Origin of the sequence: Advenella incenata (assembly GCF_004217095.1) — a bacterium.
Lineage (GTDB): Bacteria > Pseudomonadota > Gammaproteobacteria > Burkholderiales > Burkholderiaceae_B > Advenella > Advenella incenata.
The window spans coordinates 1,880,520-1,902,201 of sequence record NZ_SHKO01000001.1; the positions used below are offsets into that span (position 1 = coordinate 1,880,520).

The 21,682-nt window shown below is 56.6% G+C and carries 17 protein-coding genes; 8 read left to right on the forward strand and 9 right to left on the reverse strand.

All coding sequences use genetic code 11. The features are described from left to right. Window positions 1-3 precede the first annotated feature (3 nt). Complete coding sequence (locus EV681_RS08495; protein ID WP_165392978.1) at window positions 4-1,134, forward strand: uracil-DNA glycosylase; 1,131 nt, start codon at window positions 4-6, stop codon at window positions 1,132-1,134. A 345-nt stretch (window positions 1,135-1,479) separates the two neighbouring features. On the opposite strand, the gene lplT is transcribed toward EV681_RS08495, so the two are convergent. Continuing rightward, window positions 1,480-2,793: a lysophospholipid transporter LplT gene (gene lplT, locus EV681_RS08500; RefSeq protein ID WP_128394522.1), complete on the reverse strand. Its 1,314-nt coding sequence runs from the start codon at window positions 2,791-2,793 to the stop codon at window positions 1,480-1,482. Between the two features lie 575 nt (window positions 2,794-3,368). Here lplT and smc point away from each other — a divergent pair. Genes smc through ligA form a run of 3 tightly spaced genes read left to right on the forward strand, consistent with a single transcriptional unit; the run spans window position 3,369 to window position 10,074 of the window. Further along, entirely contained in the window at window positions 3,369-6,896 is a 3,528-nt protein-coding gene (gene smc, locus EV681_RS08505; RefSeq protein WP_128394521.1) for a chromosome segregation protein SMC, read from the forward strand. A 20-nt stretch (window positions 6,897-6,916) separates the two neighbouring features. Continuing rightward, window positions 6,917-8,023: a cell division protein ZipA C-terminal FtsZ-binding domain-containing protein gene (locus tag EV681_RS08510; protein ID WP_130303731.1), complete on the forward strand. Its 1,107-nt coding sequence runs from the start codon at window positions 6,917-6,919 to the stop codon at window positions 8,021-8,023. Window positions 8,024-8,034: 11 nt separating this feature from the next. Beyond that, complete coding sequence (gene ligA, locus EV681_RS08515; protein ID WP_128394519.1) at window positions 8,035-10,074, forward strand: NAD-dependent DNA ligase LigA; 2,040 nt, start codon at window positions 8,035-8,037, stop codon at window positions 10,072-10,074. Window positions 10,075-10,467: 393 nt separating this feature from the next. Here ligA and EV681_RS08520 read toward each other — a convergent pair whose 3' ends face one another. Genes EV681_RS08520 through msrB form a run of 4 tightly spaced genes read right to left on the reverse strand, consistent with a single transcriptional unit; the run spans window position 10,468 to window position 12,557 of the window. Further along, entirely contained in the window at window positions 10,468-11,310 is an 843-nt protein-coding gene (locus tag EV681_RS08520) for a peptidylprolyl isomerase (RefSeq protein ID WP_128394518.1), read from the reverse strand. A 14-nt stretch (window positions 11,311-11,324) separates the two neighbouring features. Then, window positions 11,325-11,591: a BolA family protein gene (locus EV681_RS08525; RefSeq protein WP_128394517.1), complete on the reverse strand. Its 267-nt coding sequence runs from the start codon at window positions 11,589-11,591 to the stop codon at window positions 11,325-11,327. Continuing rightward, on the reverse strand, window positions 11,584-12,168 hold the full coding sequence (locus EV681_RS08530; RefSeq protein ID WP_130303732.1) for a septation protein A: 585 nt from the start codon (window positions 12,166-12,168) through the stop codon (window positions 11,584-11,586). The genes EV681_RS08525 and EV681_RS08530 overlap by 8 nt, the downstream gene beginning before the upstream one ends. Then, a complete protein-coding gene (gene msrB / locus EV681_RS08535; protein ID WP_130303733.1) occupies window positions 12,165-12,557 on the reverse strand; it encodes a peptide-methionine (R)-S-oxide reductase MsrB in 393 nt (130 codons plus the stop codon). Before msrB ends, EV681_RS08530 begins: the two co-directional genes overlap by 4 nt. 302 nt (window positions 12,558-12,859) lie before the next feature. Between msrB and EV681_RS08540 the strand changes: the two genes are divergently transcribed. From EV681_RS08540 to EV681_RS08555, 4 genes are read left to right on the forward strand one after another with little or no spacing between them, the layout of a single operon-like run. After that, on the forward strand, window positions 12,860-14,029 hold the full coding sequence (locus EV681_RS08540; RefSeq protein ID WP_128394514.1) for an ABC transporter substrate-binding protein: 1,170 nt from the start codon (window positions 12,860-12,862) through the stop codon (window positions 14,027-14,029). Window positions 14,030-14,063: 34 nt separating this feature from the next. Further along, window positions 14,064-15,101 carry a branched-chain amino acid ABC transporter permease gene (locus tag EV681_RS08545; protein WP_130303734.1) on the forward strand — a complete coding sequence of 346 codons (1,038 nt, stop codon included), beginning with the start codon at window positions 14,064-14,066 and terminating at the stop codon, window positions 15,099-15,101. A 3-nt stretch (window positions 15,102-15,104) separates the two neighbouring features. Then, window positions 15,105-16,949: a branched-chain amino acid ABC transporter ATP-binding protein/permease gene (locus tag EV681_RS08550; RefSeq protein WP_130303735.1), complete on the forward strand. Its 1,845-nt coding sequence runs from the start codon at window positions 15,105-15,107 to the stop codon at window positions 16,947-16,949. Next, window positions 16,946-17,698 (forward strand): ABC transporter ATP-binding protein, encoded by a 753-nt coding sequence (locus tag EV681_RS08555; protein ID WP_128394511.1) that lies wholly within the window; start codon window positions 16,946-16,948, stop codon window positions 17,696-17,698. The genes EV681_RS08550 and EV681_RS08555 overlap by 4 nt, the downstream gene beginning before the upstream one ends. A gap of 120 nt (window positions 17,699-17,818) precedes the next feature. On the opposite strand, the gene nth is transcribed toward EV681_RS08555, so the two are convergent. The 4 genes from nth to EV681_RS08575 all read right to left on the reverse strand — a co-directional run bounded on the left by nth (window position 17,819) and on the right by EV681_RS08575 (window position 21,661). Further along, window positions 17,819-18,562 (reverse strand): endonuclease III, encoded by a 744-nt coding sequence (nth, locus tag EV681_RS08560; RefSeq protein ID WP_128394504.1) that lies wholly within the window; start codon window positions 18,560-18,562, stop codon window positions 17,819-17,821. Beyond that, window positions 18,559-19,281 (reverse strand): electron transport complex subunit RsxB, encoded by a 723-nt coding sequence (gene rsxB, locus EV681_RS08565; RefSeq protein WP_130303736.1) that lies wholly within the window; start codon window positions 19,279-19,281, stop codon window positions 18,559-18,561. Before rsxB ends, nth begins: the two co-directional genes overlap by 4 nt. Before the next feature lie 75 nt (window positions 19,282-19,356). After that, a complete protein-coding gene (locus tag EV681_RS08570; RefSeq protein WP_130304050.1) occupies window positions 19,357-20,619 on the reverse strand; it encodes a polyhydroxyalkanoate depolymerase in 1,263 nt (420 codons plus the stop codon). Between the two features lie 262 nt (window positions 20,620-20,881). Beyond that, on the reverse strand, window positions 20,882-21,661 hold the full coding sequence (locus EV681_RS08575; RefSeq protein ID WP_130303737.1) for a ferredoxin--NADP reductase: 780 nt from the start codon (window positions 21,659-21,661) through the stop codon (window positions 20,882-20,884). Window positions 21,662-21,682 lie beyond the last annotated feature (21 nt).

Genomic DNA, 21,682 nt, shown 5'->3' on the forward strand with positions numbered 1-21,682 from the left:
ACTATGGAATCAACTTCAGTTTCTGCCGGCGCCCAGCCCGTGGTGCATCCGGCCAATGTCACGGTCAACCCGCTGCAACTGCTCTGGTTGCAGGAGAGCGGAATTGATCGTCTGTGGGGGCGAGCGCTGACGGTGTCCGCGGTGGCCGAACATCCTGCTGCTGCACACACCAAACACACTGCGGCGGCGGGTGCTGTATCGGTAGCGGAACCTGTCCAGGCGCATTCAGATCAGCGTCCTGCGGCGACGGTCTCAGCGAACGCCGCAGAGCCCCGCACGCAATCGGCAGCGGTAAAAGAAACGGTGCCGGGCGCAGCAACGGCGGCCCAGAACGATGTTTCGCCTGCCCGCCAGGCATTGGCAAAACTGCGCGAACAAATGCAGCGACCACGTCGGCCTGCGGGCCGCGCAGGCGCCGATACACGTCGTGCGAAAGAAGATGGCTCCCGAGGTACAATGAGCGAGCCCACCAGTGGCGTCGCCATGCCTGACAGTGCGCCCGGGGCCGTTGTGCCTGAATCCCAAGGTAGTCGGTCGGCGGATCCGTTGGCCCCGCGCGATGTCCAGATCGAGTGGCCGGTGCTGGCTGCAACGATCCGGCAGTGCACGCGTTGCGCTCTGTCGGAGCATGCCCGTCAGCCGGTACCTGGCACCGGCAGCGTGACGGCACGCTTGATGATTATTGATCAGGCGCCAGGCGCGCAGGATGAAATCAGCGGTGAGCCCCTCAGTGGACAGGCGGGCCAGTTGCTGGATAATATGCTGGCCGCCATCGGCCTCTCCCGTGATGCGACGTTTATTACCGATGTGGTCAAGTGCCGGCCAATGGTGAGCCGGCCAGTCGAGCCGCATGAGATTGCTGCCTGCGCCGATTACCTGCAACAGCAGATCGCCATGGTGCAGCCGTCATGCGTTCTGTTATTCGGTAATGCGGCCCAGTCTGTGCTTGGCACCACACAATCGGTGGGCGAACTGCGTGAGATCCAGGATCTGCAGATCACCATACAGGGCAGGGTAATTCCGGTAGTGGTCACTTTTCATCCAAATCACTTGATGGCCAACCAGGCTGCCAAGCCGCTGGCGTGGGTCGATCTCAAACGTCTGCGCCAGCTATTGCTGCAGACCGCGGCATAAGGCGCCGGATCTGCGGCCGATAGCGACCGCAATGGGTTGGCTGCTGCGCGGCCCGGTACGGTGCCGCCGTTTGGCTGGATCAGTATTCCGAGCGTTTGTTGGGTATGTCTGTGGGATATCTGGTCTTGATCAGATAAGTTGAAACCTGGCGATTTGAAATATGTGGTCCGTATGAAGCCAGCTGAACTTAAAGAGCTCCGATACAAGCGCTCCGATAACAGCGCTCCGAAACAAAGCGCTCTGACATAAAACCGGACAGCTGCGGCAATCGTGGCGGCCGCGATCCGGAATACCGGCACCCCGGGCTTGCGGGCCCGACAATGCTCAGATGCTATTGCTCAGATGCTAATGCCCGGCCTGGGCACGGCCATGGCCTTCTTCACCAATCTCGGCAAAGGTCGCCGGATAGCGTCGCTGGTTGCGATAGCACCAGGCAATCACCAGCGTCATGAGCACTGCGACTATGACGCCAAAGATAATAATGATGGTATTGATGTGCAAGTTCATTTCCAGCATGAACCAGTAGGCCGCTACCATGAACAGTATGTTCAACTGTTCGTTGAAGTTCTGTACGGCAATGGAATGGCCTGCCGATAAAAGGACATGCCCACGGTGCTGCAGCAATGCGTTGAGCGGCACCACGAAAAAGCCGGAGAGCCCGCCCACCAGGATCAGCGTGCAATACACCGCCCAGGTGTCCTTGACTATGGTCATTAACATGACGGAAAAGCCCATGACAACGCCGATAGGCAGCACATGTAGTGCGCGCGTCAGCGGGACCCTGCCGGCCAGAACCGAACCGACAATGGTGCCGATGGCTGCTATACCCATCAGATTGGCGGATTGGGCGATGCTCAGTTGCAGGTGGTCTCGTCCCCATTGCAAGACAATGAGCTGCAGGGTGGCGCCCGCACCCCAAAAAAGGGTGGTTACCGCCAGTGAAATTTGTCCGACCTTATCCTGCCACAGGATGCGCACATAACTGGCAAATACGCTCAGCAGCTTCACTGGATTGGATTCCTGCTTCGGATACACGAAGTGCGTATTGGGGATCAGCAAATTACAGATCGCAGCCAGGATATAAATGCCGCCAATGACAACAATGGCCGCCTCGGCCGGTGTTTTTGCCAGGGCCGCCATCCAGGGCAGAGCCAGCAGGTAATCGGACAAGGGCGGTTCGATCAGCTTGCCCCCCAGGACAACCCCGAAAATAATCGAAAGCACTGTGAGCCCTTCGATCCAGCTGTTACCCTTGACCAGATCCCGCGGTGGCAGCAGTTCGGTGACAATGCCGTATTTGGCTGGCGAATAGGCGGCAGCGCCGATGCCCACCAGGGCATAGGAAAAACAGACGATGTAGGCGTGCAGGCTTTTGTCGGACGGAGCCATCATGGCAAAGCCGAACATCAGCAGGCAGCCGGAAATTTTAATGGCATTGGTGACAAACATGACCCGACCCTTTGGAAAAGAGTCGGCGATGGCGCCAACGAATGCAGCCAGAATGACATAGGCGAACGCAAAAAACCATTTCATGGCGGGCGTCATCCAGTCAGGTCCGGAAAGTTCAGCAATAAGGGCGATGGCAGCGATAAAAAGCGCATTGTCGGCCAGGGACGAGAGCGCCTGTGCCAACATGACGAGAAAGAAACCTTTTTTCAAACTGAATATCCCGTTTTAACTTGTTATCGCTTACCCGGATCCGGTGGCAACACCAGACGATAAAGTAACCATATGTCGTGGTCATGAAATGATGCCGGCAGAAATACCAGACAGGTGCCGAGTTTTTCCGTCGTGCTCAATCGCAACATAATATCAGGTTCAGTGGTGTTTCGTTACCCATTGACCCCAACCAACGGCGAATTAGATTCAAACCGGTGCAGGATGAGGGGCCGACACAAATTCGGCCAATCGAATCCATCCACTTGTTCATGTAGCAGGCTGAAATATTTGTTGCCAGGCTCGTAGCAGACCGGTGCTGGCTGGGTATAGGGGATTGAGCCCCGCGCGAGGCCGCGGCAGAACGCGACAAGACTTGCGTTCGCGCTCAAAAATCGATGTGGCACCGCAAGTGAGGGAGACTATTTGTGCCCTGCGCAAATATTGCTATTATGACTTTTGTTTACTATCAAATCGGATCGCCTGGGTTATCATACGGGGCTGGAGCCTGACTGTCGCGCCGGACCTGTATCGGCACTGCCTCAGGGCATTTTTTTTTACTTTGTATTGTTCCCTACGTGCGTCTCACCCAACTCAAACTCGCTGGATTCAAGTCTTTTGTTGATCCTACAGTCATCCCGGTGCCCAGCCAGATGGTGGGCGTGGTCGGTCCCAATGGCTGCGGAAAATCCAATATTATCGACGCCGTACGTTGGGTGCTGGGTGAAACACGCGCCTCTGAGCTGCGCGGCGAATCCATGCAGGACGTTATCTTCAACGGCTCGGGACACAGAAAGCCAGCTGCACGGGCGTCGGTCGAACTGGTCTTTGATAACAGCGACGGTCGCGCCGTCGGGCAGTGGAGCACTTACGGAGAAATTGCTGTCAGGCGTGTGCTGACCCGCGATGGCACCAGCAGCTATTACGTCAACAACCAGCAGGTTCGCCGCAAGGATATCCACGATATTTTCCTGGGTACCGGTCTGGGCGCGCGCGGGTACGCCATCATTGGCCAGGGCATGATCAATCGCCTGATCGAGGCCAAACCCGAAGAGTTGCGCGTATATCTGGAAGAGGCCGCAGGCGTATCCAGATATAAGGAGCGTCGCCGGGAAACCGAAAACCGTCTAGGCGATACTCGTGAGAACCTGACCCGCGTCGAAGACATCATGCGCGAGCTTGACTCACAGTTGAGCCGCCTGGAAGCCCAGGCCGAAGTGGCACGCAAGTATCGTGATCTGCAGCACGACGGCGAAAAAAAGCAGCACGTGCTGTGGCTGATCCGGGAAGAAAATGCCCGCATCGATCAAGAGAAAAAAGCCCACGAGATCGAAAAGGCGCAGACCGAACTGGAGGCCTCGCTCGCGGAACTGCGCGCTTCAGAAAGCGAAGTGGAAAAGCGCCGGCAGGCGCATTATCAGGCCAGCGACGCAGTGCACGCGGCCCAGGCCGCCATGTACGAGGCCAACACCACAGTCAGCCGACTTGAAACCGAAATCCGCCATGTGGTGGATGCCCGTAACCGCCTGCAAGCGCGCAAGGCGACACTGAACACCCAAATGCAGGAGTGGCAGGATCAACTGACGCACTGCACGGAACAGATTGCCGAACTTGAGGAAGAGCTGGCCGCTGCTGCCGAGCGTGCGGCCATGGTCCAGGATGAATTGGAATCGCGTCAGGCCCAGATGCCAGATGTGGAAGAAAAAGTACGCAGCGCGTCGGCAACCCGCGAGACCATGCGGTCCGAGCTGGCTCGTGTTGAGCAGAAGCTGGCGCTTACGGCCCAGGCGCAGCGTGATGCCGACCGCCAGTTGCAGCAGTTGGAGCAACGCCGTGAACGCCTGGAACGGGAGTTGGGCGAGATCCAGAGTCCCGATGCGGGACGTCTTGAGCAACTGACCGGTGATCGCAACGCGGCCGAAGCCCAGCTCGAAGAAGTGCAGGCGACGCTGCAGGACATGGAAGAGCGGTTGCCGCAGCTGGACGAGGCACGCCGCAGCGCACAAAATAATTCGCAAAAGGAAACGCAGGATGTGGCCAGGCTTGAAGCCCGGCTGAGCGCGCTCAGCGCCCTGCAGGAAGATGTGCAGAAGAAGGGGGCGCTCGAACCCTGGCTGCAAAAACATGATCTGGCCGGCTTTGGTCGGCTCTGGCAACAAATACATATTGAACCGGGCTGGGAAGCGGCGCTCGAATCCGTATTGCGTGAACGGCTGACCGCACTACCATTGCGCGATCTGGATATGGCGCGCGCCTTTACGGACGATCCGCCACCGTCGCGGCTGGCGTTCTACCAGAAACCGACAGCCGAGGCGCTGCCGGCTGCACTGCCGGGCCATACGCCGTTGCTGTCGTTGTTGCGGTGCAGCGATCCTGATCTCAAAAGTCTGCTGGGGCGCTGGCTGCAAGGCGTTTACACGGCTTCATCACTGACTGAAGCGCTGGGCCAGCGGCAATCATTGCCGGTCGGCGTGCAATTGGTGGTGCGCGAAGGGCACATGATCGATGCGCATGGCCTGTGCTTTTATGCTGCCGATTCCGAGCAGTCGGGCATGCTGGCTCGCCAGCAGGAAATTGATAACCTTAAACGCGAAATCAAGGCGCGCCAGTTGATCGCCGATCAGGCCGTCACACAGCTGGCCCGCAGCGAAGCGGCCTGGACTGCGCTGTCGCAATCGATGACACCGGCGCGCCAGCGCCTGTCAGAGCTGACTCGCAGGGTGCATGATCTGCAGATGGAGCATTCCAGACTGCACGCGCAGATGCAGCAAAGCGAAGAGCGCAACGCACGCATCAACGAAGATCTGGCTGATATCCGCATACAGCAGGAAGAGTTGCTGGCCCAGAAGGAAGAATCTGAAGCCGGTTTTGAAATACTGGACAACGAGCTGGCCACGCTGCAGGAAGCATACGCTGAAGCGGAAATGGCCGGCGAGACGCTGGCTGAAACGGCCGAAGCTGCGCGTCAGCAGATCCGCGAGCTGGAGCGGAATGTACAGGAAGCGGGCTTTACACAGCGCGGCCTCACCTCGCGGATTGCTGATCTGACGCGCAACAGGGACCTGGCCGGCAACCAGATCAACCAGGCCCGCAATGAACTGGAAAACCTGGAAACAGAGCTGTTTGATTTTGATGAATCAGCAACCCAGGCCGGGCTGCAGGATGCGCTGGAAACCCGGGTGATCCGCGAGGAAGCACTGGCTGCCGCCCGTCTTGAGCTGGACAATCTGGCTGCCACATTGCGCGGCGCCGACGAAACGCGCATGCGCACCGAGCAGTCGCTGGAGCCGCGTCGCGCGCATATTATGCAACTGCAACTGGATGAGCAGGCAGCCCGGCTGGCGGTAGAGCAGTTTTCCGAACAGCTGGACGAGCACGAGGTCGATCGTGCGGCGCTCAAAGCCGATTTGAACGATTTGCCCGAAGACTGGTCCAAAGTGACTTGGCTGCATGCCGAAGTGCAGAAAATTTCCCGGCAGATCGAAGCGCTGGGGTCGGTCAACCTGGCCGCGCTGGACGAACTGAACGAGTCGCGAGAGCGCAAGGGGTTTTTGGATGCGCAACACGCCGATTTGACCGAGGCCATCGATACGCTGGAAGATGCGATTCGTCGTATCGACCGGGAAACCCGTGATTTGTTGCAGGAAACGTTCAATCAGGTCAACACGCATTTTGGCGAGTTGTTTCCGAAGCTATTTGGTGGCGGCGAGGCGCGCCTGTCCATGACCGGAGAAGAAATTCTGGATGCCGGAGTACAGGTGATGGCGCAGCCGCCAGGTAAACGCAACAGTACGATTCATTTGCTGTCAGGCGGTGAAAAGGCACTGACGGCCACCGCGCTGGTATTCGCTTTGTTCAAGCTGAATCCGGCGCCATTCTGTCTGCTGGACGAGGTGGATGCACCGCTGGACGACGCCAATACCGAAAGGTATGCCAACCTGGTGGGCAGCATGAGCGAGCAGACGCAGTTTTTATTTATTTCTCATAATAAAATAGCCATGCAGATGGCGAAGCAGTTAATCGGTGTTACGATGCAAGAACAAGGGGTTTCCCGAATTGTTGCTGTGGATATCGAGTCCGCCGTACAGCTTGTTGGCGAAGCGTAAACAAAAGGGTCAATCACACAATGAGTAATTTGCAACTGGCTTTAATTGCGATCGGAATCGTGCTGATTCTGCTGGTGCTGCTGTTCAATTGGTGGCAGGACCAACGGGTGCGCAAGCAAATGCACGAGCAATTCAGCATGGGCGACGAACACGAAAATGACGTGCTGCTCAAGGATCGTAAATCGGTTGCGCCAATCCAAAAAGCGCCGGCCGACCGGCAGGATCCGGTCTTTGCCAGCGACCTGAATGAGTCAGGTTCCCCAGCGCCTGCCGCTGCACCTGTGGCCGCGGCAATGCCCGTCCATGATATGGATGGTCAGCACGACGAAGAAGCCGTTGACGAAATGACCGAAGGCGTTATTGAGTTGCATTTTGCCGCTCCTGTTGGTGGCGCCGATCTGCACCGCTATACCCGAAGTGCCCTGTACGCCGGTTCCAAGCCATTGCGCTTTTTTGCCGAGACCGATGACGGGCTGCATCGCGCTGATTTGCGCGCTGACGAGAATTACGTATCATTGCAGATGGCCGTTCTGTTGGCTAACCGCGCTGGTGCGCTGGGCGAAATCGAATGGTCACAGGCCTGGGCCAAGGCCGATGAAATTGCTCATGAGTTTGACGCCAGTGTTGAAAGCCCCGATGTGCCTGCCTTGCTGCGCCGTGCCGGGAAACTGGATCAGGTATGTGCCAATCTGGACACGCAAGTAGGCCTTACTGTGCAACTGGCGCAGCCACATCCTATTCGCAGTGTGATCGACGTTGCGCGCGCCAAGGGTTTTACCGAATACCGCAATGGGCTGGCCTGGATGAACCATGACGGTCTGCCACGCTTTGTGCTGTTGCTGGCGGGTGAGCATGCTGAAGACCCAGCAAACGCCGGCGTCAATCGCGTGGACCTGCTGCTGGATGTTCCCTGCAGTCCGCCGGATGATACACCCTTTGCTCGCATGATGGCGGTTGCCCGTGATCTGGCGCTGTCCCTTGATGGCCAGCTGATCGATGATTCTGGCCGTCCCGTGATGGAGGGGTCCGAGCACGCCATTGACGAGCAGATTCGCGGTATTTACGAAGAGCTGGAGCAGCAGGGCCTGCAAGCCGGTTCTTCACGCGCCTTGCGGGTCTTTTCCTAAAGGCATGTGTCATGACGCAGGGCAAAGAACAACAGTTGCAGGCCGAACTGGAGCGCCTGCGTGCACAGATCAATGCACACAATCACGCCTATCACGTTCTGGATGCGCCAACAATCAGCGACGCGGAATTTGACGGACTGATGCAGCGGTTGTTGGCCATCGAGGCCGAACACCCTGAATGGATTAACGCCGATTCTCCGTCGCAGCGCGTGGGCAGCGCACCGTTGCCTTTTTTCGAAAGCGTTCGTCATGCCGTGCCCATGCTGTCGCTGGGCAATGCATTCAGCAGCGAAGAAGTAACAGCCTTCGATAAGCGGGTGTGTGATGCGCTGCGTGCTGCGGGCCTGCTCGGCCCGGCAGAAAAAGTGGAATATAACTGCGAAGTCAAAATGGACGGGCTGGCTATCAGTATCCGTTACGAGAACGGCCGCCTGGTGCGCGCCGCCACGCGTGGCGATGGCTTGTCCGGTGAGGACGTCACGTCCAACATCCGCACTTTGCGCTCTGTCCCGCTCACGCTCTCGCCCGGCTTTCCGGCGGTGCTGGAAGTGCGCGGCGAAGTGCTCATGAACCGCAGCGACTTTGAAAAACTCAATCAACACCAGGCGGCCGCGGGCGACAAGACCTTTGTCAATCCGCGCAATGCTGCTGCAGGTAGCCTGCGCCAGCTGGATCCACGACTCACGGCCAAGCGGCCGCTGCGATTTTTTGCCTACGGTTGGGGTCAGATGGACGGCCTTGCTGCTCCTTTGCCCGAGACCCATTCCGGGATGCTTGACTGGTTGTCTTCCCTGGGTTTGTCCGTGGGCAAATATCGAAAGCGCGTGACCGGCCCTGATGCGCTGCTTGCCTTTTACGAAGAAATTGGCCAGTCTCGCACGAGCCTGCCTTTTGATATTGACGGCGTGGTGTACAAGGTCAATTCGCTGAAGGCACAGACGGAACTGGGCTTTGTTTCGCGCGCGCCCAGATTTGCCCTGGCGCATAAATTTGCTGCCGAGGAAGCGACGACCTTGCTCCTGGATATCGAGGTGCAGGTGGGTCGCACCGGCGCGCTCACGCCGGTGGCCAGGCTGCAGCCTGTCTTTGTGGGTGGCGTGACGGTGACCAATGCGACGCTGCATAACGAAGACGAAATCCGCCGCAAGGATGTGAGAATTGGTGATACCGTGGTCGTTCGCCGGGCTGGCGACGTGATCCCGGAAGTGCTGCGCCCGGTACTGGAAATGCGACCGGCAGATGCACAGTTGTTTGCCATGGTGACACAGTGTCCGGTTTGTGGCTCTGCGGTGGAACGCCTGCCTGATGAAGCGGCGACCCGCTGTACCGGAGGCCTGTTTTGTGCCGCCCAACGCAAGCAGAGCTTGCTGCACGCCGCAGGACGCAAGGCCCTGGATATTGAAGGGCTGGGTGAAAAGCTGATCGACCAACTGGTCGATCATGACTGGGTTCGTTCGATTGCCGACCTATATTCGCTGTCGGTAGAAAAGGTCATGGGGCTGGAGCGCATGGGGCGCAAATCGGCAGAAAACCTGATCGCGGCCATTGAAGAAAGCAAGCACGTAGAACTGTCCCGCATTGTGTATGCGCTGGGCATCCGCCATGTTGGCGAAACAACGGCACGGGATCTGGCGCGTTACTTTGGTTCACTTGATGCCCTGATTGCCGCCGATGAAGCCGCTTTCCTTCAGGTTAATGATGTCGGGCCGGTGGTCGCCGAGTCGCTGCGGGCTTTTTTTGCTGAACCCCATAACATTGCGGTGCTGGATGCGTTGCGCGCAGCCGGCGTGACTGTCAAAATGCCCGAGTCAGTCAAAAGCACGGTGTTGCAGGGCAAGACGTTTGTCCTGACGGGTACGCTACCAACGCTAACGCGCGACGAGGCCGGTAGACTGATCATGGAAGCAGGCGGCAAGGTAAGCGGCAGCGTATCAAAAAAAACCAGCTATGTGGTTGCGGGTGAAGAGGCTGGCAGCAAGCTGGAGAAGGCCCGCGACTTGTCCGTGCCGGTACTTGACGAAGAAGGCCTGCTGGACTTGCTCAGGCAATAAGGCGGCACAGGTCGGCCAATGCCGGTAGTGCCTGACATCCCGATTATCGGCGTCGCTCGTCCTCTCATCTCTCAGATTACACAGATCAAGCTATAGCAGGATGCGCTGGTGTAACTGTTGAATCTTGCGCGATAGGGTGCGCAGGTTGGTTACCCGGCCGGCTCTGTTTGCGGGAAAATTCGTTTGATGCGTACCCTGGCGGTAAGCTGCAGCAGCGCGTGTCCTTTCTCTGGCACATCAAAAAGGTGACTGATGCTGTCTGTCAGGCTGCCCGTATCAGGATCCCATCCTGACCCCACAATAAAAAATCCCCCATCGGCCCTGATAACGGGTAGATGGGGGATAGTCGTCAGTGACAGGGTAAATCGGATAAAGAACCCGACTTACAATACCTTACTGCTTGGGTGCCTCTACTGCGGGAGCCGCAGCGGGTTTTTCGGCGGCGCCTTCGGCAGCGGTTTTCTCAATCTTGGCTTCGTCGCGCAGTTTTTTCATCTGTTCCTGCAGTGACTGCTGACTGAGCATCTGGCTGATTTGGGGTTTGGCTTCTTCCAGGGTTGGCACTTTGACCGGACGTGAGTCTGTCACCTGGATGATGTGCCAGCCAAACTGGCTTTTAACAGGCTTGTCCAGCAACTGACCTTTTTTTGCCGCTTTTACTGCTTCGGCAAATTCAGGTACGTAGTTTTCGGCAGGAGCCCAGCCCAGATCACCCCCGTTTTTGCCACTCCCAGGGTCAATGGAGTTTTTCTTTGCTGCATCGGCAAAGCTGACCTTTTTGGCCTTGATATCTTTGAGCAGCTTATTGGCGGCAGTTTCGTCTTTGACCAGGATATGCTTGACCTGATATTCCTGTTCACCGGCGGACTGAGTCTTGAACTCGTCATAGGCTTTTTTTACATCCTCGTCGCTGACAGGGTGGGTCTTGGCCCAGTCACGCATCATGGAGCCAATCAGGATTTCCTGGCGGGCATTTTCGATGGCGAACTGCACTTCAGGGTTTTTGTCTACGCCCTGTTTCTCGGCTTCCTGGGACAGGACGGCACTGTTGATCAGCTGTTCTGTAATCTGTTCGCGCAGCGCAGGGCTGTCTGTCGCACCACGGGCAATGAGCGTTTTCACTGCCGTATCTACCTGATCGTTGGTAATAGCTTTACCATTCACAGTGGCCACGTTCTGGGCCAAGGCCGGGACTGTCATGGCGCAAGTTACAGCAAGTAAAATAAAACGTTTCATAGTTTTCCTTTTGGTTAAGAAATCGGTTGGGTCTGTATGGACAGTGCATGAATCGGGTAGGGAATCAAATCTCCCAGCGCGTCATAGACCAGACGCTGACTGGCTACCCTGGACAATCCATTAAAGCGGGCAGAGCGGATGCTCAGGCGGTAATGGCCCGCGCCATTGCTGGCGCCTGCATGCCCTTTGTGCAGATGGGACTCGTCTTCAATGTCAAGCGTCTGGGGTTCAAGCGAGGCCAGGCGCTCACGGATCAGCGCGATGCGATCTGTGTCAGTCATTGGTTTTCTCCGGTAAGGCAGCGGGCCCGGGGGTTGCGGGCACTTCCTGCATATGCCGTCCCAGCCAGACCGATTGGCCAATCGCAAAGATCACCAGCAGGATGGTCATGCCGAAGGCCTTGAACGTGACCCATTGGTCCTGCGTAAAGTAGCCGGAGAATGCCACCGCCAAATTGAGGGCCCCCGCAAACAAGAAAAAGCCGGCCCAGGTATCAGACAGGCGATCCCAAATGCGGTCTGGCAGGCTCATTTGCGTGGCCAGCATTTTGCGCAATACGTTTTTGTTCATCACCAGACGCGCGCCCAGCAGGATCAGGGCAAACATCCAGTAAAGCACGGTGGGCTTCCATTTGACGAAGGTATCGTTATGGAAATAAATGGTGGCGCCGCCAAACACTACAATGATGATCACGTTCATCCAGTTGGTGGCTTCGATCGGGCGGCCGCGCAATTTCAGCCACAGGATCTGCAAGACGCTGCTGGCGATGGCAACCCAGGTTGCCACGTAAATATCTGCAACCTTGAAGGCCACAAAGAAGAGGACCAGTGGGAAAAAATCAAACAGGAGCTTTTTCATTCTACAGGGTCAAAGCGAAGGGACAGCGAATTGATGCAATAGCGCAGGCCGGTGGGAGGAGGGCCATCGGGAAAAACATGGCCAAGATGCGCATCACAGACGTTGCACAGTACTTCAGTGCGCGTCATGCCGTGCGAGGTGTCAACTTCTTCGCGGACATTTTGCGGATTAAGGGGTTCGAAATAGCTCGGCCAGCCACAACCGGCGTCAAATTTCGTATCTGATGCAAACAGTGGCGTCCCGCAGGCGACACACGTGTAGATACCAGACTGAAAATGATCCCAGTACTCTCCGGTGAAGGCGCGCTCCGTGCCTTTCTGCCGCGTAACGTGATAGCTTTCCGCAGAGAGCAGTTCACGCCATTGCTGTTCGGACTTGATGACTTTCAATGGTGCCCTTTACATCAAAAACGGTGGCGGCTGTGACAATGGGTCGCCGTACCGGGTTTTCTTAAATAAAATGCCTGCAGCCTGCCGGCCGCACGCTTTGCGCGGTGTATTCAAAAATGCAGGCTGTAACCATTCTATTTTAAAGTAAATTGGGGCCACATTCCTGAATTACCAGGACAAAACTGTATGATTACGCGTTTAAGTGTGACATATTATTGTCCCATGTTCTGACTATAGCGTGCATCCGATTATCTTATAGACAGTTGTAATTAAGCGAAATCATAATATTTGAGAGACAAATCATGAAAAAGTTCCTGCCCTGCCTGCTTGGTATTGCGCTTGCTGCCAGCGCTCATTCGGTTTTTGCCGAGGACGCAACGGTCAATGTGGGCGTCGTCGTATCGGCGACCGGTCCGGCCGCCTCGCTGGGTATTGCCGAGCGCAACACCGTGGCGCTGCTGCCGCGTCAGATCGGATCAACCAAGGTCAACTATACCATTCTTGACGATGCGACCGACGCTACGCAGGCAGTGCGCAATATGCGCAAGCTGATCAGCGAAAATAATGCAGATGTGATTATCGGCACCACTGCCACACCCGGTTCGCTGGCAATGATCGATGTTGCCGCCGAGAAGAAAATTCCCATGATCAGCCTGGCTGCGAGCGCCAGCATTGTTCAACCTGTGGAGGGCGCGCGCGCCTGGTCGTTCAAGACACCACAGAACGATGTCTTGATGGCCACCGCCGTGGTGCAGGCAATGGAAAAAGCCGGAAGCGGTAAAATCGGTTTCATCGGTTTTTCCGACGCCTATGGCCAGAACTGGCTCAAGGAACTCAAAAATGCGCTGCAGGGCAAGCAGATAGAGATCGTGGCAACGGAAAGCTATGCTCGTCCTGACACCAGTGTGACCGGCCAGGTGCTCAAACTGCTGGCTGCCAAGCCCGATGCCATTTTGATTGCAGGCTCGGGTACTGCTGCTGCGTTGCCGCAGCGCGAGCTCAAGCAGCGCGGTTATAAAGGTCAGATTTATCAGACCCATGGGGCCGGCAACAGCGAGTTTCTGAAAATGTGCGGCAGCGCCTGCGAAGGCCTGGTTTTACCGGCAGGCCCGATCCTGGTTGCGGATCAATTGCCGCAGGCCAACCCCATGCGCGCTACTGGCCTGGACTACACACAGAAATATGAGGCGCAATATGGCAAGGGCTCGGTCAGCGGGTTCGGTGGGCATATGAGCGATGCAGGCGCGCTGGTTGCAGCCGCTATCCCCAAGGCGCTGGCCGGTGGCGCCAAACCTGGTACCGAGGGCTTTCGCCAGGCGCTACGCGATGCGCTGGAAAATACCAAGGATGTGGTCGGCGTGCATGGCGTATTTAATATGTCTGCCAAAGATCACTCCGGGCTGGACGAGCGCGCGCGGGTACTGCTGCGAGTCAAGAACGGCCAATGGGAATTTGCCCAGGACCTGAACTGAGAAAAAAAACTGCAGGCAAAACAACGGAAAGATAATGGATTGGTCAATTGCAAAGATTCTGATGCAGGACGGGCTGGTGACGGGCGTCATTTATGCATTGCTGGCAGTATCGCTGGTACTGGTGTTTGCTGTCACGCGCATTATTCTGATTGTGCAGGGAGAGTTCGTGACCTATGGCGCGCTCACCTTTGCGGTCCTGGCCGATGATCAGGTGCCGGGAACCCGCTGGCTGCTCGTGATCGCCGGTTTATTGGTCTTTGCGCGCGAACTGTGGCTGGTGTTCCAGGGCAAGCCCGCGGCGACACTGGTCAGGTCTGCGCTGTTTTGCCTGGCGTTGCCCATTATCGTATTCTTCGCGGTGCCGGCTGTTTTGGGTACAACGCCTTCGCTCTGGATCAAGGCATTGATGACATTGTTCCTGGTCGTCCCGCTGGGTCCCATGCTTTACAAGCTTGCCTATGAATCCATGGCTGATAGTTCGGTGCTGGCGCTCTTTGTGATTTCCATTGCCGTGCACTTTGTTTTTGTTGGCATGGGCCTGGCTTTTTTTGGTGCCGAAGGGCGTTTGGTTGCCCAGCCATTTTTTGACGGTCAGCTTGAACTGTTCGGCCTGAACTGGACGTATCAAAGCCTGTTCGTGATCGCTATGACGGCTGTCATTATCGCTGCCCTGTGGCTGTTTTTCGGCTATACCCTGCATGGCAAGGCATTGCGGGCGACGGCGGTGAACCGGCGCGGCGCGCGACTGGTCGGCATCAGTACCAATATGTCCGGTTTCCTGACCTTTCTGCTGTCGTCCATTGTCGGAGTGCTCTCGGGCATCATGATTGTGTCGTTTATTTCGATTACCTACGAAACAGGTTTCATGATTGGTCTGAAGGGCTTTGTGGGGGCCATCATCGGTGGACTGATGAGCTATCCGATCGCAGCCGCGGGTGCGCTGCTGGTGGGCATCATTGAATCGTTTTCGACCTTTTGGGCAAGTGAGTACAAGGAAGTGATTGTTTTTGCGCTGATCATACCGGTATTGCTGATTCTGTCTGTGACCACTCGTCACGACGAAGAGGAGTAAGCCATGAAAAAATGGTCTGTACTGGTGTTCATTTTTCTGCTGGCCTTGCTGCCGGTGGTGCCCGGCGTACCTGAATTCTGGATCAATCAACTCAATGCGATCGGCATTGCCAGTCTGGTTGTGATCGGACTGGTCGTGTTAACCGGCGTGGGCGGGCTGACCTCGTTTGGCCAGGCAACGTTTGTCGGTATCGGAGCCTACGCCACCGCGTGGCTGTCTGCCACCATGGACGGATCCCCCTGGCTGGGGCTCGTGTTGGGCATTGTGCTTACTCTGCTGCTGGCGTTTGTACTGGCACAGGTGACATTGCGCCTGTCAGGGCACTACCTGTCGCTGGCCACGATCGCCGTCTGTCTGATTTTCTATTACCTGTACGGGAACATGCCATTTCTTGGACGTCATGACGGCATACCCGGTATTCCGCCAATTTCGTTATTTGGTTACCCCTTGCTACAGGCCCAGAGTATTTATTATCTGATCTGGCTGGTGGTGTTGCTGGCGGCCTGGACGGCAATCAACTTGCTCGATTCACGCAGCGGTCGGGCCATCCGCGCCTTGAAAAACGGCGAAAAAATGGCCGCTTCATTCGGGGTGCATACCTTCGGCTATAAGGTAATCGCCTTTGTGTACGCAGCCGTGCTGGCCGGTCTGGCCGGCTGGTTGTATGCGCACGAGCAGCGTGCTGTCAGCCCCAGCACGTTTGGCATCAATTATGGCATTGAGTATCTGTTCATGATGGTGGTGGGCAGTGTTTCTTCTGTCTGGGGCGGCATTTTCGGCGCCGCCGTTATTCTGACGCTCAAAGACCAGATTCAGGATATTGCGCCACGCCTGTTCGATACCTCGACCAATTTCGAGCTCATTGTATTTGGCGTACTGGTGGTGCTGGTGTTGCATCATGCGCGGGAAGGGCTATGGCCAATCGTGACCCGTTTTTTTTCTGGCAGCGAACGCAAAGCGGCCAGTGGCGCTTTAACGCAATGGTGGGCCGATGCCCCGTTGCTGCCTAAAACCGACAGGCCGCCAGCGGGCCGCCCGTTGCTGCAGGTAGCGCAGTTGCGCAAGGAGTTTGGCGGGCTGGTGGCAGTGAACGACATTTCCTTTAGCATCGCTGCCGGTCAGATTGTGGGTCTGATCGGACCCAACGGCGCGGGTAAAAGCACGACCTTCAATCTGATTACCGGGGTCACGCCATTGACGCGCGGTTCGATTGTTTTTCGCGACAAACCCTTGCAATCGACGAAAGCAGAAGATATTGCCCGACTGGGGATCGCGCGCACCTTTCAGCATACCCAATTGCTACCGCAGATGAGTGTGCTGGAGAATGTGGCGCTGGGTGCGCATCTGCGGCGCTCTGCCGGTGCCATACGCAGCATATTGCGGCTGGATCGGCGTGATGAGGCAGCCCTGCTGCGCGAAGCAGCTGTTCAGCTGGAACGGGTTGGGCTGGGCGATTGCATGTTCGAGCTGGCCGGCAATCTGTCGCTGGGAAAACAGCGGATCGTGGAAGTAGCACGGGCGCTGGCGCTTGATCCAACACTGCTGTTGCTGGATGAGCCGGCAGCGGGCCTGCGCTATATGGAGAAGCAGGAGCTGGCTGCGGTGTTGTCCGGATTACGTGACGAAGGCATGAGCATCCTGCTGGTAGAGCACGATATGGACTTTGTAATGAAACTGACCAGCCATCTGGTAGTGATGGATTTCGGCACAAAAATTGCAGAAGGCACGCCGGCACAGATTCAGCAGAACGACAAAGTCCTGCAAGCATACCTGGGCGGGATTGATGATGATGTTATCACAGATGAAATTGCGATCGACACGACCGACAATAATGAGGTACGCGTATGAGCCGGTTACTGGAAGCACATAATATTAATGCGCAGTACGGCAAGGTGCTTGCGGTCAATGACGTATCTCTGGCCATGGACCAGGGGCAGGTCGTGACGGTGATTGGCGCCAATGGCGCCGGCAAATCAACGCTGCTCAATACCCTGATGGGCGCCTTGCCCACATCCGGTCGCGCCCACGGGCGCATTCTATACCGCGGGCAGGACATCAGCCGGATGCCCGTGGAAGAGCGCGTGGCGGCAGGCCTGTGCCTGGTGCCGGAAAAGCGCGAGCTGTTTACCAGCATGTCGGTGCAGGACAATCTGCTGCTTGGCGGGTTTCGTCAGTATCGTCAGCGCGTTGCCGGCTGGCGCGATACGCTGGACCAGGTTTACCAGCTGTTTCCGCGTTTACTGGAGCGTCGCGATCAGCGCGCCGGCACGCTCTCGGGTGGTGAGCGGCAAATGCTGGCCGTGGGACGAGCGATGATGGCAAAGCCTACGTTGCTCATGCTCGATGAGCCCAGTCTGGGGCTGGCGCCGCGTGTGGTGCAGGAAGTGTTTCGCATTATCTTGCGACTGCGCGAGACCGGCGTGTCGATACTGTTGGTCGAGCAGAACGCACGTGCCGCCCTGCAGGCATCTGATTACGGTTATGTTCTGGAAATGGGCGAGGTAGCGATGGAAGGCTCATCGCAGATTCTGCGTGCCGATCCCAAGGTAGCGCAAAGTTATCTGGGACTGGGTCACAGCAACAAGGCGCAGGATTGATCCGACTCGTATAACTGCGCTGGGGATGCCTTGTAGGCCAAATTTTGCATGTGCTTTTGCAAAAGCACAATGGGGCTGCCTGGTTTTTGGCCACAGGACACAAAAGCTTGCGCAGCCCCGCTATGCCGCTTCTTTAATCGTCTTATTGACCGGTTTCGCTGTCTTTTTTAATGCGGCTTTCTTTGCTGGCCGGGCCGTGCCCGTTTTTTTTGCTGGTTGACGCTTAGCGCCCCCCAGATTCTTTTCTTTGAATTCACACAGGTCTTCAATCCCGCATTGCGTGCACTTGGGCGCGCGCGCCACGCAAATATACCGGCCATGTAGAATCAGCCAATGATGCGCATCCAACAAGTATTCCTTGGGTACGAAGCGCATGAGTTTGTCTTCGACTTCCCTGACGTTTTTTCCTGGAGCCAGGCCGGTTCGATTGGAGACGCGAAAAATATGCGTGTCCACGGCCATGGCCGGTTGGCCAAAAGCGGTATTGAGGACAACGTTGGCGGTTTTTCGTCCGACGCCGGGTAGTGTCTCGAGCGCTTCGCGATTATCGGGCACAACGCCCTGGTATTGCTCCTGCAGGATAGCGCAGGTTGCCAGTGCATTTTTGGCCTTGGTCTTATAAAGACCGATCGTGCGAATCTTTTCGGTAAAGGTGTCCAACCCCATATCCAGAATATCTTGTGGAGTTTTACAGGTGTTGAAAATATGGCGGGTGGCCAGGTTGACCGATTTGTCGGTCGCCTGAGCCGAAAGCAAAACGGCGATCAACAACTGGAACGTGTTTTCGTACTCAAGCTCTGTGGTGGGGTTGGCATTGGCAGCGGCCAGTTTTTCGAAAATGAGTCTGCGTTTTGCTGCATTCATGAAGTACTACCCGATTGATTTGTGGTTTTGCGACGTGCGCGTGCTCGTTGCAACGCCAGTGCAATGGCTGCTTTTTTGGCGTCTTCGGCTGTTGGCGCTGCCGTGGGCGCCTGGTTCGATTGTGGCTGGTGATCGGCAGGTTGTTCGGGATGGGCAGCCTGGGCATCTGTCTGCTGACTGGAGGTGGCCGCCTGGGCGCCAGCACGGCGCATCCGTTCTTCTTTTTCCCGGGCATTCAGTTGCAGGCGGTGTGCCCGCTGTTCATGGCGGGTTCGGGCAGCGTCGGCGTCCTCTTGCGTCCATGGGCGATTGGCATCGACCATGGCGATGCAGTCTACCGGACAGGGGGCAACACACAGCTCGCAACCGGAGCACAAATCAGGGATGATTGTGTGCATGAATTTATTGGCCCCCATAATGGCGTCTACAGGACAGGCCTGGATGCACAGGGTACAGCCGATGCAATGCGTTTCATCAATCACCGCCACGAGCAGGGGCCCCGGCTGGCCGCAGGTTTCATCCAGCGGCAAAACGGGGGTATCGAGCACCGCTGCGAGTTTTTCAATGCCGGCATCGCCACCGGGTGGGCAGCGGTTGATCAGCGTGGTGCCCGCCGCCAGGGCCTGTGCGTACGGACGACAGCCGTCGTAGCCGCATTGGGTGCATTGCGTCTGGGGTAACACCGCGTCTATGCGGTCGATGAGGAGGGCGTGGTTCATAGGGAGCAATAAGAAAAGGACGCGGCCAGAGCCACGTCCCTTTCATTGTACCGAAAATGGCAGTGTCAGTTGCTTTCAGGCGGCGGCAACAGCCTGACTGACGCTCTTTTCTTCGGTTTCGGTGATAAAAGCTTCCACTACGGGGAAAATCTGTTTTCTCCATTTGGAGCCGGAGAATATGCCGTAGTGGCCGCAGCCTTTGGCCAGAAAATGCTTTCTGTCCTCTTTTTTGAGGCCGGAACACAGTTTCTGGGCGGCTTCGGTCTGGCCATAGCCGGTGATATCGTCGTTTTCACCTTCGATGGTCAGCAGGCGGGAGTGGGCAATGTCCTGCGGTTTGACCAATTCATCGTGTACTTTCCATTCTCCCTTGGGTAGCAGGTGGTCCTGGAATACGACGCGGATGGTGTCCAGATAATATTCAGCGGGCAGATCCAGCACGGCATTGTATTCGTCATAAAACCGGCGGTGATGTTCTGCTTCGGACAACTGGTCGGACATCAGGTTCATGTAGAAGTCATAGTGCGCTTCCATATGCTTGTCCGGATTCATTGCCACAAAACCTGCATGTTGCAGAAAACCGGGGTAAACCTTGCGGCCGGCGCCGGGGTAGCGGCCGGGCACAACGTGAATCAGCTTGTTTTCGAACCACGAGAACGGATTTGAGTCTGCCAGGCTATTGACCTGTGTGGGCGACAGTCGTGTATCGATGGGGCCACCCATCATGATCATGGATTTGGGCATGGCGTCGTGTTCACCGGCAGAGGCCATGAGCGAGACGGCGGCCAGCACCGGTACGGTGGGCTGGCAGACGGACATGATGTGCATGTCGGGGCCGACAACGTGGATGAATTCACGGACATAGTCAACGTAGTCGTCCAGGTGAAATGGTCCCTTGCTGGGCGGCACCATACGGGCGTCTACCCAGTCTGTAATGTAGACATCGAAACTGGTCAGCATGGTTTTGACCGTGTCGCGCAAAAGCGTGGCATGGTGGCCCGACAGGGGAGCCACGATAAGCACCTTTGGATCGCCGCCCGGATTCTTGCTGTGTTCGCGTTCGAAGTGAATCAGATTGCAGAAGGGCTTGGCTCGCGTGGTGGTAATCGTGATGGTGCTTTTTTTGCCACCCACCATGACCGTGTCGATATTCCACTCGGGCTTTTCGTAATCTTTGCCCAGGCGATGGAACAGTTCAAAGCCGGCGGCAATGTTTTTTGACAGAGGGAGGTAGGTGTAGGGACTGAACGGGTTGGTAAAGAGGTTGGACCCGATTTGTGTGAACGATGCCATCGGCGTAAGAAAACTGCGGGTTAGCTCATGGAGCTGGTAAAGCATGATCATGTTCGGTCCATATCCAACGAAGGTCGGCGTTCAATGAAAAAATTCTAACACTCACTATAGGCAAGAATGTGAAATATGCGTGCGCATTTGTTAAGAATCGCCAAGAAACGATCATATGTTGCTGCGCAGCAATAGATACGAGCAAATATTACCAAGAATTTTCATGAAATACCATGCGGTTATATACGGGGTTACCCGCCCGACTGGCCACAACGCCCGCAAATATGCCTATGATCCTTGCCGGTGTCCGTGATCCTTACCAGTAGTTTTCCACGGCCAGGGTACCGGCAACGCCGCGTCGGCCCGGAGCAAAGTTGCGGTCGGCAAGGATTTTGCGAGCGTCCTTCACCATTGCCGGGTTGCCGCAGAGCATGACACGGGCGAGCGCCGGATCCAGGCTGGCGCCAGCCAGTTGTTCCAGTTCACCCGATTCGATCAATGAGGTAATGCGCGCCTGCGGCATGCCCGGCAAAGGCTCGCGCGAGGCTAGGGGCAGGTACACGAACTGTTGGTCATTGGCCGCATGGGTCCGGGCAAAGCGCGCAATATCGTCCTGGTAGGCCAGTTCATTGGCTTGCCTAACGCCATGCACGAGGATGATGCGTTCAAACTGCTGCCAGGTCTGCGGATCGTCCAGCATGGGCAGGTATGCAGATAGGCCGGTGCCCGTGGCCAGCATCCACAAGTTCCCCCCTTGGGGGAATCGCTCAATGGTCATGAAGCCGAATGCGGTTTTGTCGATATACACGGCATCGCCTACCTTCAGATCATGCAGGCGCGGGCTGAATTGGCCATCCGGGACCACAATTGAATAGAACGCCAATTCATTGGCATGCGGTGGAGTGACCATGGAATAAGCACGCCAGATGTCGGGTTTGCCATCGATCTGCGGATTTTCCGGCAGGCCAAGCCGGGCGAACTGGCCGGGAACAAACGTGAATGCGGGATCTTTGGTAGTAACAATCGAGAAAAGTTTTCCGGGAATCCATTCTGTTCGGGCGGTGACGATCTGGCTTGTGTATTTTTCCTGTGTCATACGGCGGGGCGTGGCCTTCCT

Bases quoted from the DNA above. Each gene is read 5' to 3' on its own strand.
- EV681_RS08495 (WP_165392978.1), top strand. From the start codon at position 4: ATGGAATCAACTTCAGTTTCTGCCGGCGCCCAGCCCGTGGTGCATCCG.
- EV681_RS08510 (WP_130303731.1), top strand. From the start codon at position 6,917: ATGAGTAATTTGCAACTGGCTTTAATTGCGATCGGAATCGTGCTGATT.
- ligA (WP_128394519.1), top strand. From the start codon at position 8,035: ATGACGCAGGGCAAAGAACAACAGTTGCAGGCCGAACTGGAGCGCCTG.
- EV681_RS08520 (WP_128394518.1), bottom strand. From the start codon at position 11,310: ATGAAACGTTTTATTTTACTTGCTGTAACTTGCGCCATGACAGTCCCG.
- EV681_RS08525 (WP_128394517.1), bottom strand. From the start codon at position 11,591: ATGACTGACACAGATCGCATCGCGCTGATCCGTGAGCGCCTGGCCTCG.
- EV681_RS08530 (WP_130303732.1), bottom strand. From the start codon at position 12,168: ATGAAAAAGCTCCTGTTTGATTTTTTCCCACTGGTCCTCTTCTTTGTG.
- EV681_RS08540 (WP_128394514.1), top strand. From the start codon at position 12,860: ATGAAAAAGTTCCTGCCCTGCCTGCTTGGTATTGCGCTTGCTGCCAGC.
- EV681_RS08545 (WP_130303734.1), top strand. From the start codon at position 14,064: ATGGATTGGTCAATTGCAAAGATTCTGATGCAGGACGGGCTGGTGACG.
- EV681_RS08550 (WP_130303735.1), top strand. From the start codon at position 15,105: ATGAAAAAATGGTCTGTACTGGTGTTCATTTTTCTGCTGGCCTTGCTG.
- EV681_RS08555 (WP_128394511.1), top strand. From the start codon at position 16,946: ATGAGCCGGTTACTGGAAGCACATAATATTAATGCGCAGTACGGCAAG.
- nth (WP_128394504.1), bottom strand. From the start codon at position 18,562: ATGAATGCAGCAAAACGCAGACTCATTTTCGAAAAACTGGCCGCTGCC.
- rsxB (WP_130303736.1), bottom strand. From the start codon at position 19,281: ATGAACCACGCCCTCCTCATCGACCGCATAGACGCGGTGTTACCCCAG.
- EV681_RS08570 (WP_130304050.1), bottom strand. From the start codon at position 20,619: ATGCTTTACCAGCTCCATGAGCTAACCCGCAGTTTTCTTACGCCGATG.
- EV681_RS08575 (WP_130303737.1), bottom strand. From the start codon at position 21,661: ATGACACAGGAAAAATACACAAGCCAGATCGTCACCGCCCGAACAGAA.